Source organism: Hwanghaeella sp. (assembly GCF_965227365.1).
GTDB lineage: Bacteria > Pseudomonadota > Alphaproteobacteria > UBA8366 > Aestuariispiraceae > Hwanghaeella.
This window is the reverse complement of record NZ_OZ245754.1, coordinates 3,809,622-3,825,297: the sequence shown is the minus strand read 5'-3', so window position 1 is coordinate 3,825,297 and position 15,676 is coordinate 3,809,622. Positions and strand designations below refer to the sequence as shown.

13 protein-coding genes are annotated in these 15,676 nt (G+C 60.9%); 10 read left to right on the top strand and 3 right to left on the bottom strand.

Annotated elements, in window-relative coordinates:
* Nucleotides 1-18: 18 nt before the first annotated feature.
* Entirely contained in the window at nt 19-1,221 is a 1,203-nt protein-coding gene (locus ACQK2G_RS17520) for a pyridoxal phosphate-dependent aminotransferase (RefSeq protein WP_425406328.1), read from the bottom strand.
* Nucleotides 1,222-1,476: 255 nt separating this feature from the next.
* Between ACQK2G_RS17520 and ACQK2G_RS17515 the strand changes: the two genes are divergently transcribed.
* The 6 genes from ACQK2G_RS17515 (at nt 1,477) to uvrC (ending at nt 10,503) form a co-directional block, all read left to right on the top strand.
* Complete coding sequence (locus ACQK2G_RS17515; RefSeq protein WP_425406327.1) at nt 1,477-3,678, top strand: marine proteobacterial sortase target protein; 2,202 nt, start codon at nt 1,477-1,479, stop codon at nt 3,676-3,678.
* A gap of 65 nt (nt 3,679-3,743) precedes the next feature.
* Nucleotides 3,744-4,304: a sortase domain-containing protein gene (locus ACQK2G_RS17510; protein WP_425406326.1), complete on the top strand. Its 561-nt coding sequence runs from the start codon at nt 3,744-3,746 to the stop codon at nt 4,302-4,304.
* 162 nt (nt 4,305-4,466) lie between these two features.
* Nucleotides 4,467-6,614, top strand: coding sequence for an excinuclease ABC subunit UvrB (uvrB, locus tag ACQK2G_RS17505; RefSeq protein ID WP_425407661.1), 2,148 nt, complete (start codon nt 4,467-4,469; stop codon nt 6,612-6,614).
* Nucleotides 6,615-6,650: 36 nt separating this feature from the next.
* A complete protein-coding gene (locus ACQK2G_RS17500) occupies nt 6,651-7,454 on the top strand; it encodes an SDR family oxidoreductase (RefSeq protein ID WP_425406325.1) in 804 nt (267 codons plus the stop codon).
* A 76-nt stretch (nt 7,455-7,530) separates the two neighbouring features.
* Nucleotides 7,531-7,947, top strand: a complete 417-nt coding sequence (locus tag ACQK2G_RS17495) for a dihydroneopterin aldolase (protein WP_425406324.1) — start codon at nt 7,531-7,533, stop codon at nt 7,945-7,947.
* A gap of 624 nt (nt 7,948-8,571) precedes the next feature.
* Nucleotides 8,572-10,503, top strand: coding sequence for an excinuclease ABC subunit UvrC (gene uvrC, locus ACQK2G_RS17490; protein WP_425406323.1), 1,932 nt, complete (start codon nt 8,572-8,574; stop codon nt 10,501-10,503).
* Nucleotides 10,504-10,616: 113 nt separating this feature from the next.
* Here uvrC and ACQK2G_RS17485 read toward each other — a convergent pair whose 3' ends face one another.
* Both ACQK2G_RS17485 and ACQK2G_RS17480 read right to left on the bottom strand, forming a co-directional pair.
* Nucleotides 10,617-11,414 (bottom strand): VPLPA-CTERM sorting domain-containing protein, encoded by a 798-nt coding sequence (locus tag ACQK2G_RS17485; protein ID WP_425406322.1) that lies wholly within the window; start codon nt 11,412-11,414, stop codon nt 10,617-10,619.
* Nucleotides 11,415-11,547: 133 nt separating this feature from the next.
* Nucleotides 11,548-12,702, bottom strand: coding sequence for a M24 family metallopeptidase (locus ACQK2G_RS17480; protein WP_425406321.1), 1,155 nt, complete (start codon nt 12,700-12,702; stop codon nt 11,548-11,550).
* A gap of 259 nt (nt 12,703-12,961) precedes the next feature.
* Here ACQK2G_RS17480 and pgsA point away from each other — a divergent pair, with 259 nt between their 5' ends.
* From pgsA to moaD, 4 genes are read left to right on the top strand one after another with little or no spacing between them, the layout of a single operon-like run.
* Nucleotides 12,962-13,531, top strand: a complete 570-nt coding sequence (pgsA, locus tag ACQK2G_RS17475) for a CDP-diacylglycerol--glycerol-3-phosphate 3-phosphatidyltransferase (protein WP_425406320.1) — start codon at nt 12,962-12,964, stop codon at nt 13,529-13,531.
* A 60-nt stretch (nt 13,532-13,591) separates the two neighbouring features.
* Nucleotides 13,592-14,098, top strand: coding sequence for a molybdopterin-guanine dinucleotide biosynthesis protein B (mobB, locus tag ACQK2G_RS17470; RefSeq protein WP_425406319.1), 507 nt, complete (start codon nt 13,592-13,594; stop codon nt 14,096-14,098).
* A 15-nt stretch (nt 14,099-14,113) separates the two neighbouring features.
* Nucleotides 14,114-15,412 carry a gephyrin-like molybdotransferase Glp gene (gene glp, locus ACQK2G_RS17465; RefSeq protein ID WP_425406318.1) on the top strand — a complete coding sequence of 433 codons (1,299 nt, stop codon included), beginning with the start codon at nt 14,114-14,116 and terminating at the stop codon, nt 15,410-15,412.
* A 7-nt stretch (nt 15,413-15,419) separates the two neighbouring features.
* Nucleotides 15,420-15,671, top strand: a complete 252-nt coding sequence (moaD, locus tag ACQK2G_RS17460) for a molybdopterin converting factor subunit 1 (protein ID WP_425406317.1) — start codon at nt 15,420-15,422, stop codon at nt 15,669-15,671.
* Nucleotides 15,672-15,676 lie beyond the last annotated feature (5 nt).

Genomic DNA, 15,676 nt, shown 5'->3' with positions numbered 1-15,676 from the left:
CCGTTGATTTGGTTTTTGTCAGGTCAAGGCGGCGCAGGCGCGCTGGATCCGCATGCAGGCCTCTTCCAGCAGTTCCGTCGCGGTGGCGTAGGAGATGCGGAAATGCGGCGACAGGCCGAAGGCCTCTCCATGCACCGCGGCGACGCCTTCGGTTTCCAGCAGATAGGTAACGAAATCCTCGTCGGTCTCGATCACTTTTCCGTCCGGCGTCTTCTTGCCGATCAATCCCTTGATCGAAGGATACACATAGAAGGCACCCTGTGGTGTCAGACAGTCGATCCCGTCCGCCTGGTTCAACATGGAAACAACCAGATCGCGACGCTGCACGAAGACCTTGTTGTTTTCTTCGATGAAGGCGTGGTCGCCGTTCAGCGCGGTGACACTGGCCCATTGGCTGATCGTCGAGGTCGAGGTGGTCGACTGCGATTGCAGCTTGTTCATGGCCTTGATCAGGTCCTTGTCACCGGCCGCGTAGCCGACGCGCCAACCCGTCATGCAATAGGCCTTGGACAGGCCGTTCAGGGTCAAGGTGCGCGGATACAGTTTCGGTTCGACCTGTGCGATGGTCGCGAATTCGAACCCGTCATAGACCAGGAACTCGTACATGTCGTCGGTCATGATCCAGACATGCTCGTGCTCCAGCAGCACGTCGGCTAGTGCCCGCAGGTCTTCCTTGGAATAGCCCGATCCGGTCGGGTTGGACGGACTGTTCAGTACCAGCCATTTGGTCTTCGGCGTGATCGCCGCGCGAAGCTGCTCCGGGGTCAGCTTGAAATTGCTGTCCTGGGTGCAGTTGACGACGACCGGTTTGCCTTCGCACAGCATGGTCAGGTCCGGATAGGTCACCCAGTAGGGTGCCGGAATGATGACTTCGTCGCCGGGGTTAACCGTCGCCATGAAGGCGTTGTAGATCGTCTGCTTGCCGCCGCAACCGACCTGGATCTGGTCGGGCGTGTAGGTCAGGCCGTTGTCGCGTTTCAGCTTGTCGCAGATCGCCTTGCGCAATTCGATGATACCGGCCGGCGATGCGTATTTCGTCTTGCCCTCGCGGATCGCCGCATAGGCGGCTTCCTTGATGTGTTCGGGCGTGTCGAAATCCGGTTCGCCCGCGCCCAGGCCGATCACGTCGCGGCCCTCGGCCTTCAATTCGTTCGCCTTGGTGTTCACGGCAACCGTCGGCGAAGGTTTGATCAGGTCCAGCCGGTCGGCGAGAAAGGACATCGCGGAGTTCCCCCAATTGTCTGAGGCGCCATCCCCGGCGCCCGGTTTGTCGTGCGGCGAACGGTAGCCCCCCGGGCGGGTCTGATCAAACGAAACCTACCCCGCTATGGCCCAGTGAAAGCAGGGGAATAGGGGCGGAGATGCCCAGAAATTGCCCCGACTTGGCCCCATTCCGGCCCCAGTCTCGCCCCATCGCAGTGTTCTCCTTGAAAGGCGCAACAGGCGGACTGAGCCAAACGGACCAGGGAGACGACCATGATCATCGATAGAATTTCAGTTTGGGGTGCCATTCGCTTTCACACCGCGCCATCCAGATTGGGCTGGCTTCAAAAAGGGCAGACGGTGACGGGAATGGCCTTTTGCACCCTGTTCGCGGCGATCTGCCTTTTCGAGGCGGACCGGGCCTTGGCCCAAAGTTCCGTCACCCCGGATCGCAGCCCCGGCGTCCTTGAACTTGAACAGGAAACCGGCTTCGGGCTGATGCTGATGGACCAGTCGGAGGCGGCCCAGGCCTGGCAGGCACGGTTGCTGGCCAGCTATGCCGCCGTCGAAATATCCGGTGCGGTTGCCCGGGCGCGGATCCGGCAGGTGTTCGTGAACGAGGCCCCGGCGGAAGTCGATGCGCGTTATCTCTTTCCGCTGCCCGACGATGCCGCAGTAGACAAACTGAATATCCGGTTTGGGGATAAATGGATCGAAGGGTTGCTGAAGGAGAAAGTGGAAGCCCGGCAAACCTTCGAACGGGCGCGGGTGGCCGGAAAACGGGCGGGCCTCGTCGAATCCCTGCGGCCGAACATCTTCACGACGGATCTCGCCAATATCGCGGGCGGAGAGCTGGTCTCGGTCGATCTGGAATACCAGACGACGGTGAAGCCGAAGGACGGTGTGTTCGAACTGCGCTTGCCGCAAGTCATCACGCCGCGCTTCATGCCGCAGCAGCATATGGTTTCCGCCGCTATCAAGGATTGGGACACGCTGATGGCGGAACTGGCCGACAATGGGGCGGTGCTGGAGACAAATGATCCGAAGGCGCCCTTCGGTTTCCCGGCAGCCTTCGTCGTTCGGCTCAAAGCCGGCGGTGACATCGCCTCGATCGACAGCCCGAGCCATGACCTGATGGTGCGGCGAGAGGATGAGGACATTGCCGACATCGCCTTGCGTGACCGCTACGTGCCGGCGGACCGGGATTTTGTCCTGCGCTGGCGGCTGGCCGAAACAGCGGAACCGGCCGCGATGCTTTTCCATGAGGCTCTGAACGGGCAGCACTACTACATGGCGGTGCTTTCCCCGTTAAAACCCGCCGCAACGAAGGTGCCGGCTCGGGACGTCCGTTTCGTCGTCGACACCTCGGGCTCCATGCATGGCGACGCGCTAGACCAGGCCAAGGCGGCCCTGCTCAGCGCGCTGGACGGCCTGCGCCCGCAGGACCGGTTTGAAATCATCCAGTTCAATTCGGAGATGCACCGGCTCTTCGGGGAATCGGTGCCGGTTTCCGGCAATACGTTGCGATTGGCGCGCGGCTATGTCGCCGGCCTTGTATCGGATGGCGGCACGAATATGGCGCCCGCGCTGCGCGCCGCCCTGCCGGGACCGGCAGCGGAAAGAAACGGAAACTTGCGCCAGATCGTCTTCCTGACCGACGGTGCGGTATCGAACGAGACCGCCCTGTTCGGGATGACCGCGGCCAATATCGGGGATGCGCGTTTGTTCACCATCGGCTTGGGGCCGGCTCCGAACAGCTGGTTCATGCGCAAGGCTGCGGAAACCGGACGTGGTGTGTTCCTGAATATCGACCGCGTCGATGAAGCGGGCGGTAAAATCGATGCGCTTTATCGCAAGTTGCAGGCCGTCCAGTTGACGGATCTGGGTGTCGCCGTGCGCACGGCCTCCCTGTCTAGTGGACCGGAAACAGAGATCTATCCGCGGAACCTGCCGGACCTCTATGCGGGCGAGCCGCTCTATTTCGTGATGCGCACGAATGTCGAGGTCGAGGAGTTGAGCTTGGGGGGAACGTTGAACGGCGAAGCCTGGGCGACCGCGATCGATACGGATATCGCCCGTGAAGCACCTGGGCTGGCGAAACTCTGGGCCCGGGAGAAACTGGAAAACCTGGATGATTTGCGCCGCATGGGGGCAGATTCGGACCGTATCCGGACGGAATCGATCGAGATTGCCCTGGCCCATGGTATCGCCGGGAAATATACGAGCTTCGTCGCGGTCGAGAGGGAAATGCCGCGGGCAACCTCGGACCGGATCGGCGGCGACGGGGCGGCGACGGAAGAAGCGCGTCGCGACGGATCTGGAAAATCCGGCATGCATACGCTCGCGTCGGTTCAGGTCGCGGGGCCCGCGACGGCGGTCGGATGGCTGCGTGATCTGCTGGTCGCCCTCGCGGCCGGCATCGCTGCAATGGTCTGCCTTTGGGCGGCAATGCGGCGGCAGGTGAACCCGGTATGAAGCGTCGCCGGTTTCACCAAACGGCGCGGTCCCGCGGGTTTCTGTTGATATGCGGGGCTGTCGCCTTGTCCGTTTTCGTTTGGGTCGGCGGCGGGGCGGCCCTGCATCTGGGGAAAGCCTGGCTCGCCCCGATCCTGATCAAGCGGGCCTGGGCCTCGGCCGTTGATGCGGGCGGGCCGGCGCCGCCGCCCTGGCCCTGGGCCGATACGCGACCCGTCCTGCACCTGCAGGTGCCGCGCTTGCAGGTGGAGCGTTTCATTCTGGAGGGCGCGAATGGCAGGGCGCTCGCCTTCGGCCCCGTGCTGTCCAGTCCTGGCGGCGTTCATGTGATGTTCGGTCATCGGGACACGCATTTCTCCTTTCTTCAGGAGATCCGCCTCGACGACCGTCTACTTGTCCAGACCGCAAACGGCCCCCCGGTCGCTTATCGGGTGCGTGAGATCGCGGTGCGCGATCAGGATGATATCGCCATTGTCGCCGATGACGGCGAGGCACCCCTGGTCTTGGTGACCTGCTACCCGTTCAACGGTCTCGAGCCGGGCGGCTCGCTCCGATACGTCCTGTTGGCCGCCAGGGAAACGAGCAGGGAATTGAGCGATCCGGCGGATGTAGCCTCGGCACGGTGAAGGGACGGCAGGTCGCGTTTGTAAGCTGGTCCTCAAGCCCTATATTCGAAGGCACCGGCGCGGCGGCCGCGTCCGGCGTTTGAACTGCGGCAGATCGAAATCATGGGCCTATCGGATTCAATGGCAAGCCATCCCCTGACGGTGGGGGCGCTTCCCTCTGCAATGAGCCGGGTGGAACGTCCCCTGACCGAGGGCGGGATCGCGTTCGAGATCGAATCCGATTTCGAACCCGCCGGCGATCAGCCTCAGGCGATCACGGAACTCACCGAAGGGTTGGCCGCGGGTGAGCGCGACCAGGTCCTGCTCGGCGTGACGGGATCGGGCAAGACCTTCACGGTCGCCCATACGATTCAGCGTCTGCAGCGGCCGGCGCTGGTGTTGGCGCCCAACAAGACCCTGGCGGCACAATTGTATGGGGAGATGAAGAGCTTCTTTCCGAACAACGCCGTCGAATATTTCGTCTCCTATTACGACTATTATCAGCCTGAAGCCTATGTGCCGCGGTCGGACACCTATATCGAGAAGGAATCCTCCCGCAACGAGCAGATCGACCGGATGCGTCACGCGGCGACGCGGTCTCTTCTCGAGCGGGATGACGTCATCATCGTCGCATCGGTTTCCTGCATCTACGGCATCGGCTCGGTCGAGAGCTACAGCCAGATGGTCGCCGATGTGAAGGTGGAGCAGCGGCTGGACGTCCGCGACCTGCAGCGTCGGCTGGTTGAATTGCAATACCGGCGCAACGACAACAATTTCATTCGCGGCACCTTCCGTGTTCGCGGTGACAATTTCGAAATTTTTCCCGTTCACCAGGAAGATCGCGCCTGGCGCATTTCCTTTTTCGGCGACGAGGTGGAGGCGATCCAGGAATTCGACCCTTTGACCGGTGAGAAATCAGGCAATCTGGAAGGCGTGCGCATCTATGCCAACAGTCACTATGTGACGCCGCGCCCGACTCTCATGCAGGCCGCCAAGCAGATCAAGGAAGAGCTGAAGGTAAGGCTGGACGAGTTGAACCGGAACGGCCGGCTGCTGGAAGCGCAGCGCTTGGAGCAACGCACCACCTTTGATCTGGAGATGATGGACGCGACCGGGTCCTGCGCCGGGATCGAGAACTATTCGCGCTATCTGACCGGGCGCAAACCGGGCGAGCCGCCGCCGACGCTTTTCGAATACCTGCCGGACAACGCCCTGCTTTTCGTCGATGAAAGTCATGTGACCGTGCCGCAGATCGGCGGCATGTTCCGAGGCGACTATGCGCGCAAGTCGACCCTGGCTGAATTCGGCTTCCGGCTGCCTTCCTGCGTCGACAACCGACCGCTGCGGTTCGAGGAATGGGACGCTATGCGGCCGCAGACGGTTTATGTCTCCGCGACGCCGGGGACATGGGAATTGGAACGGACCGCAGGCGTCTTCGTCGAGCAGGTCGTGCGCCCGACCGGCCTGATCGACCCTGTCTGTATCATCCGCCCGACGGAGACACAGGTGGACGATCTTCTGGCGGAGTGCCGGATTTGCGCGGAAAAGAACCAGCGCGTTTTGGTGACGACGTTGACCAAGCGAATGGCCGAGGATCTGACCGACTATATGTCCGAAGCGGGTTTGAAGGTGCGCTACCTGCATTCGGATATCGACACGTTGGAGCGAATAGAGATTATTCGCGACCTGCGCCTGGGGGCGTTCGACATCCTGGTCGGCATCAACCTGCTGCGCGAGGGGCTCGACATTCCCGAATGCGGCCTTGTCGCGATCCTGGACGCGGACAAGGAAGGCTTCCTGCGATCCCGCACCTCGCTGGTGCAGACGATCGGCCGGGCGGCGCGAAACGTCGACGGTCGGGTTCTGCTCTATGCGGATAAGATGACCGACAGCCTGCAATACGCGATCGACGAAACGAACCGTCGGCGAGAAAAGCAGCAGGCCTACAACCTGGAACACGGGATCACGCCGGAAAGCATCCGCAAGGACATCTCCAAGATTCTGGACAGCGTCTACGAGCGGGACCATATGACCGTCGAGGCAGGCGAGGGCGAGGCCAACAACCTCGTCGGCCTGTCGCTGCAAGCCTATATCGAGCAGCTGGAAAACCAGATGCGGGCCGCGGCGGCGGACCTGGAATTCGAGACGGCGGCGCGCATGCGCGACGAAATCAAACGGCTCGAGGCCTATGATCTCGATATGCCGGCCCATGCGGCGCCGTTGAACGGGGATATCGCTGCCACGATCAAGAACGTATCGAAGGAAGTCCTGCCAAAAGGGAAGCGTGGTGCGAAGGGCGGCGCGAAGAAACGGCGCGGCGGCCGGCGCTGACGGCAGGGACGGCTAACTTTTTCTAGGAGGGGGCTGATGCCCGTTGCAATCGTAACCGGCGCCGGGAAACGTATCGGTCGGGGCCTCGCATTGGCGATGGCGGAAGATGGTTTCGACATAGCGGTCCACTATCGGAGTTCCGAAGAGGAGGCTGAAGAAACGGTCCGTGCCGTTGAAGCAATGGGGCCCAAGGCGATGGCTTTTCGCGCGGATCTGGGTGTCGGCGGCGATATCGAAGCCATGATGGCGAATATCAAGACCCGCCTGGGGCCGGCCCAATGCCTGATCAACAGCGCCTCGCTGTTTGAATACGACCTTGCGGAGGATTGGACGATCCAGTCTTTCGACAGGCACATGGCCGTGAACCTGCGTGCGCCGCTGCACCTGGCGCAACGGCTGATCGAGGACCTTCCGGAGGATGTCGAGGGCTGCGTCATAAACCTGCTGGACCAGAAACTGTTCAATCTGAATCCCGATTTTTATACGTACACGTTGAGCAAGCTTGGACTGAAAGGGGCGACGGAAATGCTGGCCCAGGCAGCGGCGCCGAAATGCCGCGTGAATGCTGTTGCCCCGGGTTTGACGCTTCGAAGTGGCGACCAATCGCAAGAACAGTTCGCTCAGGTGCATGCAATGACCCCCATGGAACGTGGTACGACGATTGATGACATAGTCGATGCCGTACGGTATCTGGTGCGCGCGACGGCGGTCACAGGGGCTGTCCTGCCGGTGGATTGTGGTCAGCGCTTGAGCGCAATGGATCGCGATATCATGTTCCTGGACGCGGATTCCCCCAAGAACGCTCGTTCCGGCAATGGTGCCAAGGGAAGTGGGGATTAGGACACCTTATATATAGGTGCATCCTATTTGTTGGATTGAGGCAAGCTGCTTGCCGGATTTTTGTGGAGGATGGGCCGTGCCCGACGATGTTGATTTCCTCTCGCGTTCCTTGAATGACCGTCTCCGGTCGGAGGGGGAATGCCGCCGCCTGTTTCTGCGCGGCTTCGTTGTCGACGCGAATATCGGCATCATGGCTCATGAAATCGGGCGCACGCAGCGCGTCAATATCGACGTGGATCTGTATCTACGGCCCTTCAATGGGCCGATCGAAGACCATATCGACAATGTGCTCGACTACGATTTCGTCCGCGAGGAGATCAAGGAAATCGTCCAGAGCGGCCATATCAACCTGCAGGAGACCCTCGCAGAAGCGATTGCCGACAAGTGCTTGGAGCCTGACCAGGTCGCGGGCGTCCGGGTGGCGACGAGTAAACTCGATGTCTACGGCGATTGCGCCGCCGTGGGATACGAAATCGTTCGCGTGAAGAAATGAGGCCCGACCGGTAGACGATTGCGTTTGCAGGTCGCCTTGCCAGGGAAGGGCCGCCGGGATCGGTTTTTTTGCCGGGATTGATCCGTGTTTGCTGATGTATTAGTTACACGGCCCGCACAAGTACTCGCTCAACATCTTCGACATCGCAGCCAATAGAATTCGTGCATTTGGGAATTTCCCTTTACGGAAACTTATCTAGGTACTTCACGATTTGGGATGATTTCATCGCAAGTCATGGCGAGGACAGAAGCAGCGTAATTTTATGAGATTCGGCATTTTTGCTGTTGACTCGTGAAATCTTTTGCACAGCCCGGCTAAGCCCCTGACTTTCTTTAACGCTTGTCGATAATCAACCTGTGCGTCATATCAGATTCATATTTTGGACGATTTGAATTGTTTGTTTTCAATAGCTTATAGCGTTTGCCCAAAAATTGGGCAAACTGGTCCAAACCCATGGATTCCGGGGCGAAGGGCCCCGCATGTCGGTTTTACCAACAAACTTATCCACAGGTTTGGTGGATAGACGAATCAATCCATGAAGGCCGTGATATTTCAGGAAGTTAGCGCACCGGCTGGCGGCGATCAGTTGCCGATGGCACGCGGCATAGGGAATGATAGGGCACGATGACGCCTTCCGATACCAAGAACGACACGGACCCGGGTCTTGAGCTCGATGATGCCCGACCGAGCCTGACGACGGGCGCAAGTATCATTGGCGGATACTTGCCGCGGCTTGGGCTGGGACCGGGCGTTTACCGGATGCTGAACCCGCGAGGCGACGTGCTGTATGTCGGGAAGGCCCGCAGCCTCAAGAAGCGCGTCCAGACCTACGCCCATCCCCACAGGCTGCCGATCCGGCTGCAGCGGATGGTCGCCGAAACCGCATCGATGGAATTCGTCACCACCCATACCGAGGTGGAGGCGCTGCTTCTCGAATCGAACCTCATCAAGCAGCTTCGGCCCCGTTACAATATCCTGCTGCGGGACGATAAGAGCTTTCCGGATATCCTGATCCGCGGTGACCACGATTTTCCGCAAATCGTCAAACATCGCGGTGCCCGCAACCGGCCGGGTGAGTATTTCGGACCCTATGCGTCCGCCGGCGCGGTGAACCGGACCCTGACGGCGCTGCAGAAGGCCTTCCTGCTGCGGAATTGCTCGGACAATATTTTCTCCACCCGCACCCGCCCCTGTCTTCAGTATCAGATCAAGCGCTGCAGCGCGCCCTGTGTCGGCAAGATCTCGGAAGTGGACTACGCCTCTTCGGTCCAGCAGGCGAAGAGATTTCTGACCGGCAACAGTCAGGCCGTGCAGAAAGATCTGGCCGCCCAGATGGAGGCGGCGGCAGAGGCGCTGGATTTCGAGCGGGCGGCATCGCTGCGTGACCGGATCCGAGCGATGGCCTCGGTTCAAACGCATCAGGATATCAATGTCGAAGGGGTCAGCGACGCGGATGTCGTGGCCCTGCAAACGGAAGGCGGACAGACCTGTGTCCAGGTCTTCTTCTTTCGCGGCGGGCGCAACAATGGCAACCGTTCCTATTTTCCGAGCCACGACAAGGATCAGGAGCCGCCCGCGATCCTGGCGGCTTTTCTGGGGCAGTTCTATGACGGGCGCGTGCCGCCGAAGGAAATCCTTGTCAGTATCGAACCGGATGAAGCGGACCTGCTGGAGGAAGCCTTTTCCATCCGGGCGGACCGCAAGGTCACGATCCTGATGCCCCAACGGGGCGCCAAGCGCCAGTTGATTGCGCATGCCTTGGACAATGCGCGGGAAGCGCTGGGACGCCGGATGTCGGAAAGCGCGACGCAACGTCGATTACTCGACGGTTTGGCCGAGAAACTCGGCCTCGAGAACCGCTTGGAGCGGGTCGAGGTTTACGACAACAGCCATACCGGCGGCACGAATGCGATCGGCGGAATGATCGTGGCGGGGCCGGAAGGCTTCATGAAGAACGCTTACCGCAAATTCAACATCAAGACGGCGGTGAAGACCTCGCAGGACGGGGACGGCGCCAGCGCGGGCGATGATTACGCCATGATGCGGGAAGTACTGACCCGCCGCTTCACCCGCGCGATGAAGGAAGACCCCGACAGGGACAGGGGACAGTGGCCGGACCTGGTCATCGTCGACGGCGGTAAGGGCCAGTTGAGCACGGCAGAAGAGGTCTTCGCGGAACTGGGAATCGACGATGTCGCGCTGCTCGGTGTCGCAAAGGGGCCGGAACGCGAAGCCGGCCGCGAACGGTTTCACCTTCCGGGAAAAGAAGCATTCCTGCTGCCGCCGCGGGATCCTGTTCTCTATTTCGTGCAGCGGCTGCGCGACGAAGCCCACCGTTTTGCGATCGGAACGCACCGGCAGAAACGGGCCAAAGCGATCGGGGCCTCACCGTTGGACGAGATCGCCGGGATCGGGGCGAAACGGAAAAAGGCGCTGCTGTTGCGTTTCGGATCAGCGCGATCGGTAGCCAGGGCCGGGTTGAAGGACCTGGAAGCGGTGGAGGGGATATCCTCAGCCGTGGCCAGGAAGATCTACGATCACTTCCACGACAGTTGAGCCAAGAAAAGACCGGCTCTCCGCGGGAGAAATATTCCGAAGAGAACCGGTCCGGGTTTAAATTTCTTGATTTCAATGACTACGCCCCGCGGGCGGTATGATCTGTCAGGGGATCAAGCTACGGCCGGGGTCTGTTTTTGCCGCCGGCCGAACCGCGCGGCGCCGAAAATGCCCAGCCCCGTCAGCAGCAGGGGAAGGGCGCCCGGGACCGGAACCGCCGACACCAAGGCCAGATCACCGCTGAAGCCGGAGACCCGGAAGTAATCCTTCTTGTTGTCGTTCCGGGTGGTTAGAATCAGGTACTGAAAGTTCTCGATCGTGTCGAAAACCAAATTGGCGGCATTGTCACCCGCCAGATGGGTGAAAGTGTTCATGCTGGCGAAGAAACCGGCGACATCGCCGGCGGAAAGGCCGCCGTTGAAGCCGAAGACCTCATAATTCTTGCCGCCGGAAAGGTATCCGAAACTCAAATCAATCGGTGCCCAGTCCGGAGAGCCCAATTCGAGCACAAGGAAATCGCGGCCATTCTGGTCTTCCACCGCGCCGCCATGCCACCACTTGCCGTTATCCTGATCGGACGACAGGCCGAGGCCGGTGGAATTCCAATTCACGCCGGACGCATTGTATTCGGTATGAACGTTCTTGCCGGACTTGCCCTTCTTCCCTTTCGAACTGGACTGGTAAAAGCGCTCGCTGAAACCGAACGCGGTCACGCTGGACGTTTCTACGCCGTTCGTGAACCCGGAGAATGTGGCACTGAGCGGGTCTCCGAATGCAGAGGTCGACGACTGCGAGATCGGGGAGCCGGTGAAATCGAATTCGGTGATCGAGGTCGCATTCGCGGCGCCGGCAAAACCGATCGCCACCGCTGCGGCCAGGACCGTCTCTTTGAAAAACTTGGCAAAAAACATTTCATATCTCCTCTGGCGCCTTCTGGCTGTGTCGGAGATACCAGTGCGGGGGCATGCGCGAAGTGAGCGTCGTCACACGGTGACAAAGAAAGTCACCCGTCAGGGAAAAAATATTAACGCCGCGCGCTTCGGCCTACAATTCGACCAGATCCAGCGTGTGTTTGCTCAAGCGTTCGACACCGGTCGGTGACAAAATCGTGCTGTGGCCCCAGCACATCGCGAGGCCGTTTTCCGAATCCATTAAAATCATATGCAAAAAGAAGGCGTTGCCGGGCTCCATGATCATCGGATTGCCCTCATAGAACATCGGGAACTCGACCCAAATCGGGTTATAGGCGATCCCCATTCCGTAGCCGCAGGCGTTGAGTCGGGCGTGCGTCAGCCCATGGGCGTCGAAGACTCGCGCATGGGCATCGAAAACATCGCCCATCGGCGCACCGGGTTTGATTGCCGCTTCGCAGGCCTCCAGCGCTTCGACCGCCGCGTCGTGCATGCGGCGCTGTATGTCGTTCGCCTTGCCGATAACAAGGGTGCGCATCATCGCGGCATGATAACGCCGCCAGGCCCCGGACCATTCCAACGTGAGCTGGTCTTGCGGGTCGAGCACGCGGCGGCCGGACTGGTAGCGGCAAAGCAGTGCCGCCTCTCCAGAACCGATGATGAATTCGTTCCCGGCATAGTCGCCGCCGCCCCGGAAAACCGCGCCTTGCATATCGGCTAGGATGTCCCCTTCGGACACCCCGGCCCGCGTCGCCGCCAGGGCGGCATCCAGGGCATCGTCGGAAAGCGCTGCGGCGCGGCGGATGCAATCCAATTCGGCGGGGCTTTTCACCCGGCGAAGTCCCGCAATCAGGTCGCTCGCCTCCACCAGGCGCTCGGTCTTCAAGGCGTCGCGGACCATATCCCCGTTATAGGCGGTCAGTCCGGGCGTCTTCGTCTCAATACCGAGGCGCTTCCCAGTCAGCCCCAGTTCGGCCAACAGGTCTTGCAACTGGTCTGCCGGACGGACGCCCTCCAAATCTCGCCAGATCTGGATCTGCGCGTCGGACAGGGTCGAGGTCTGCTGCGCCTGACGAAGGTCCGGCGCACGGGTCAGAAGGTGCAGATCCCCATCCCCGCTCAGAACGAGACATTGAAACATCGCGAAGCCGAACGTGTCGTAACCGCAGAGCCAATACTGGCTTTCCGGCGCGAAGATCAGCAATCCGTCAAGGTCTGCGGCCGCCATGGCTTTCACCGTTCTAGCAACACGGGTTCGATATTCGTCCAAGCTGAAATGCACGGGCATCGGTTTCTCCAGGTCACCAGATGGTGATATTTATGGTCGCGCGGCAAGGATGACGATTGTTGTTTCGTGAAGCCTTGTCCGTCCGCAACCCTGCGCTCACCCCAGCATGCGTGCGGGACGCGAGACAACTGGTTTCTGGTTCGATTTCCTCGCCCTGGTCATCCCTGTTCACACGCCTCGGACCATTGAGGGAAGGGCCCATTAACTGCTAAGAAGAAGGGGGCTGGCGGGGTGCCGGGTTGGCTGGGACGGCGGTGGTATGATTTTCAGTATTCCGAATGTGCTGACCATGTCGCGGATCGTGGTGATTCCGGCGATCATCGCGCTGTTGTTTTTCGACGGCGCGATCGTTCGTTGGACCGCGTTCGGACTCTATGCCACGGCCTGTGTCACCGATTTCTTCGATGGTTATGCCGCCCGCCAGATGGGGCAGGTCTCCAGGCTGGGCCGATTTCTCGATCCAATCGCCGACAAGCTGCTGGTCGCGTCGATCATCCTGATGCTGGCGGCGCGGGGTGATTTGACCGGTGTCGACGTCCTGCCGGGCCTCGTCATTCTGGTCCGTGAGATCACGGTCAGCGGTTTGCGTGAATTTCTGGCCGAGCTTCGCGTCGGCGTGCCTGTAAGCGGCCTCGCGAAGTGGAAAACGACGATACAAATGCTGGCATTGGGCTTCCTGGTGGTTGGCGAGGCAAGCCCCGAAGCGATCCCATCCGTCATGATCGGGCTGGTCTTGATTTGGATTGCCGCGATCCTAACCTTGGTCACCGGCTTCGACTATCTGCGCGCGGGCCTCCGGCATATGGTGCAGGATAGTCCGGCGGAATGAGTGCCGGCCGCGCAAGGCGGGAAAAATCGACAAGAAAATTAAAAGTTTGGCGGTTCGGGGATGAAGGTTTTCGGTATCACGGGATGGAGCGGTTCGGGCAAGACGACCCTGATGAGGGCGTTGATTCCGAATCTCACGGCGCGGGGCTTGCGCGTTTCCACAATCAAGCACGCGCATCATCGCTTTGATGTCGACAAGCCGGGCAAGGATTCCTACGAACACCGCGCCGCCGGTGCAACCGAAGTGATGATCGGCTCGGCAAATCGCTGGGCCTTGATGCATGAATTGCGCGATGAGGCGGAACCCCGACTGGAGGACTTGATCGCCCGGATGACGCCGGTGGACCTGTTACTGGTTGAAGGGTTCAAGACCGAGGCCCATACCAAGATGGAAGTCTATCGCGCCGAAATCGGTAAGCCGATGTTGTGGCAGGACGACCCGAACGTGGTCGCGGTCGCCAGTGATGCACCGGTGCCGGGGCTGACCCTGCCGCGCCTGGACCTGTCCGATATTCAGTCGATCGGCGATTTCATCGTGGTTCAGACCGCCCTCGCGCGGGCTTCTTAACGGGGCGACGGAAGAATGGCGCAACTCAGCGACGATTGCTTCGCTTTCGACGGGCCGCTGATGCCGCTTGACCAGGCGCTTGCTCAGCTCTCCGAGAAGGTCGGCCCGGTCGTCGGGCAGGAGCCGGTGCCTCTGACTGACGCTTTGGGCCGTATCCTGGCGTTCGATGCGAGGGCGACCCAGAATGTGCCGCCCTATCGGAACTCCGCCGTCGACGGTTATGCGGTTTTTTTCGAGGATCTGTCGCCCGACAAGCCGACGAGCATGCCGGTCATTGGCCGCGTTGCGGCGGGACATCCGCTGGATGGTGAAGCGCCGCGCGGCAAGGCGGTGCGCATCTTTACCGGCGCGCCGATCCCGTCGGGAGGCGGGCCCGGCCACGACGGCGGGCCGGACACGGTCATGATGCAGGAAGACTGCGTTGAACTTGATGGCCTCGTCACCCTGCAGCCCGGCATCAAACGCGGCGCCAATCTGCGTCCCGCGGGGGAGGATGTCGCCGAAGGCGATGTGATCCTCCGGGCCGGACGACGGCTGACGCCGCAGGATATCGGCCTGCTGGCAACACAGGGGTTGATCCAGGTTCACTGCTTCACCTGCTTGCGGGTCGCGTTGCTGTCGACCGGGGATGAAGTGATCGAAACCGGCCAGCCCCTGCCCCATGGCAAGCTGTACGACTCGAACCGGTTGATGCTGCGTGCCTTGCTGACCGCGATGGGCGCACAGGTGATAGACCTCGGCATTCGTAAGGACGATCGCGCGGGCATCACCGCCGCGCTGGAAGAGGCCGTCGCGGCGGCGGATGCGGTCGTCACCTCCGGCGGCATGTCGATGGGTGAGGAAGATCATATCAAGGCGGCGATCGAGGCCCGTGGCCGCGTCGATTTCTGGCGTCTGGCTATCAAGCCTGGCCGGCCGGTCGGATTGGGCCAGATGAAGGCCGCGGATGGACGCTCCGTGCCCGTTGTCGGTCTGCCGGGCAATCCGGTGGCGGCTTTCACGACCTTCTCTCTTGTCGGTCGACCGCTGCTCCAAGGCCTCGCCGGTGAGGCGGTTCGCCCGCCGCATCGCATGCGGGCCGTTGCCGGTTTCGACTATAAGAAGAAGCGAGATCGACGCGAGTTCGTGCGGGCGCGGATTTCCGGCTATGATGAGGCGGGCATGCCGGTGGTCGAAAAATTCGGACGCAGCGGCGCGGCGATCCTGACGTCTCTTGTCGGGGCGGACGGTTTCGTGGAATTGGGTGAGGATGTGGAGCGACTGGAAAAAGGCCAGAGCGTTGCCTATCTGCCTTTCAGTGAGTTGATGGGATAGTAGAGAAATGAAGGTTCTGTATTTCGCCTGGCTGCGGCAACGCATCGGCATCGGGGAAGAGGCGGTGGACCCGCCCGCCGAGGTCACGACGCCGCGCGCCCTGGTCGACTGGCTGGTGGCGAAGGGCGGTGGCTATGAAAAGGCCTTCGCCGATACATCCGCCATCAAGGTGGCCATCAATCAGGAATTCGCCGATTACGATGCACCGATCGCCAAGGGTGACGAGGTCGCCTTTTTTCCGCCGGTCACGGGCGGTTGAGGAGG

Bases quoted from the DNA above. Each gene is read 5' to 3' on its own strand.
- mobB (WP_425406319.1), top strand. From the start codon at position 13,592: ATGAAGGTTTTCGGTATCACGGGATGGAGCGGTTCGGGCAAGACGACC.
- ACQK2G_RS17515 (WP_425406327.1), top strand. From the start codon at position 1,477: ATGATCATCGATAGAATTTCAGTTTGGGGTGCCATTCGCTTTCACACC.
- uvrC (WP_425406323.1), top strand. From the start codon at position 8,572: ATGACGCCTTCCGATACCAAGAACGACACGGACCCGGGTCTTGAGCTC.
- pgsA (WP_425406320.1), top strand. From the start codon at position 12,962: ATGATTTTCAGTATTCCGAATGTGCTGACCATGTCGCGGATCGTGGTG.
- ACQK2G_RS17485 (WP_425406322.1), bottom strand. From the start codon at position 11,414: ATGTTTTTTGCCAAGTTTTTCAAAGAGACGGTCCTGGCCGCAGCGGTG.
- uvrB (WP_425407661.1), top strand. From the start codon at position 4,467: ATGAGCCGGGTGGAACGTCCCCTGACCGAGGGCGGGATCGCGTTCGAG.
- ACQK2G_RS17480 (WP_425406321.1), bottom strand. From the start codon at position 12,702: ATGCCCGTGCATTTCAGCTTGGACGAATATCGAACCCGTGTTGCTAGA.
- glp (WP_425406318.1), top strand. From the start codon at position 14,114: ATGGCGCAACTCAGCGACGATTGCTTCGCTTTCGACGGGCCGCTGATG.
- ACQK2G_RS17520 (WP_425406328.1), bottom strand. From the start codon at position 1,221: ATGTCCTTTCTCGCCGACCGGCTGGACCTGATCAAACCTTCGCCGACG.
- ACQK2G_RS17500 (WP_425406325.1), top strand. From the start codon at position 6,651: ATGCCCGTTGCAATCGTAACCGGCGCCGGGAAACGTATCGGTCGGGGC.
- moaD (WP_425406317.1), top strand. From the start codon at position 15,420: ATGAAGGTTCTGTATTTCGCCTGGCTGCGGCAACGCATCGGCATCGGG.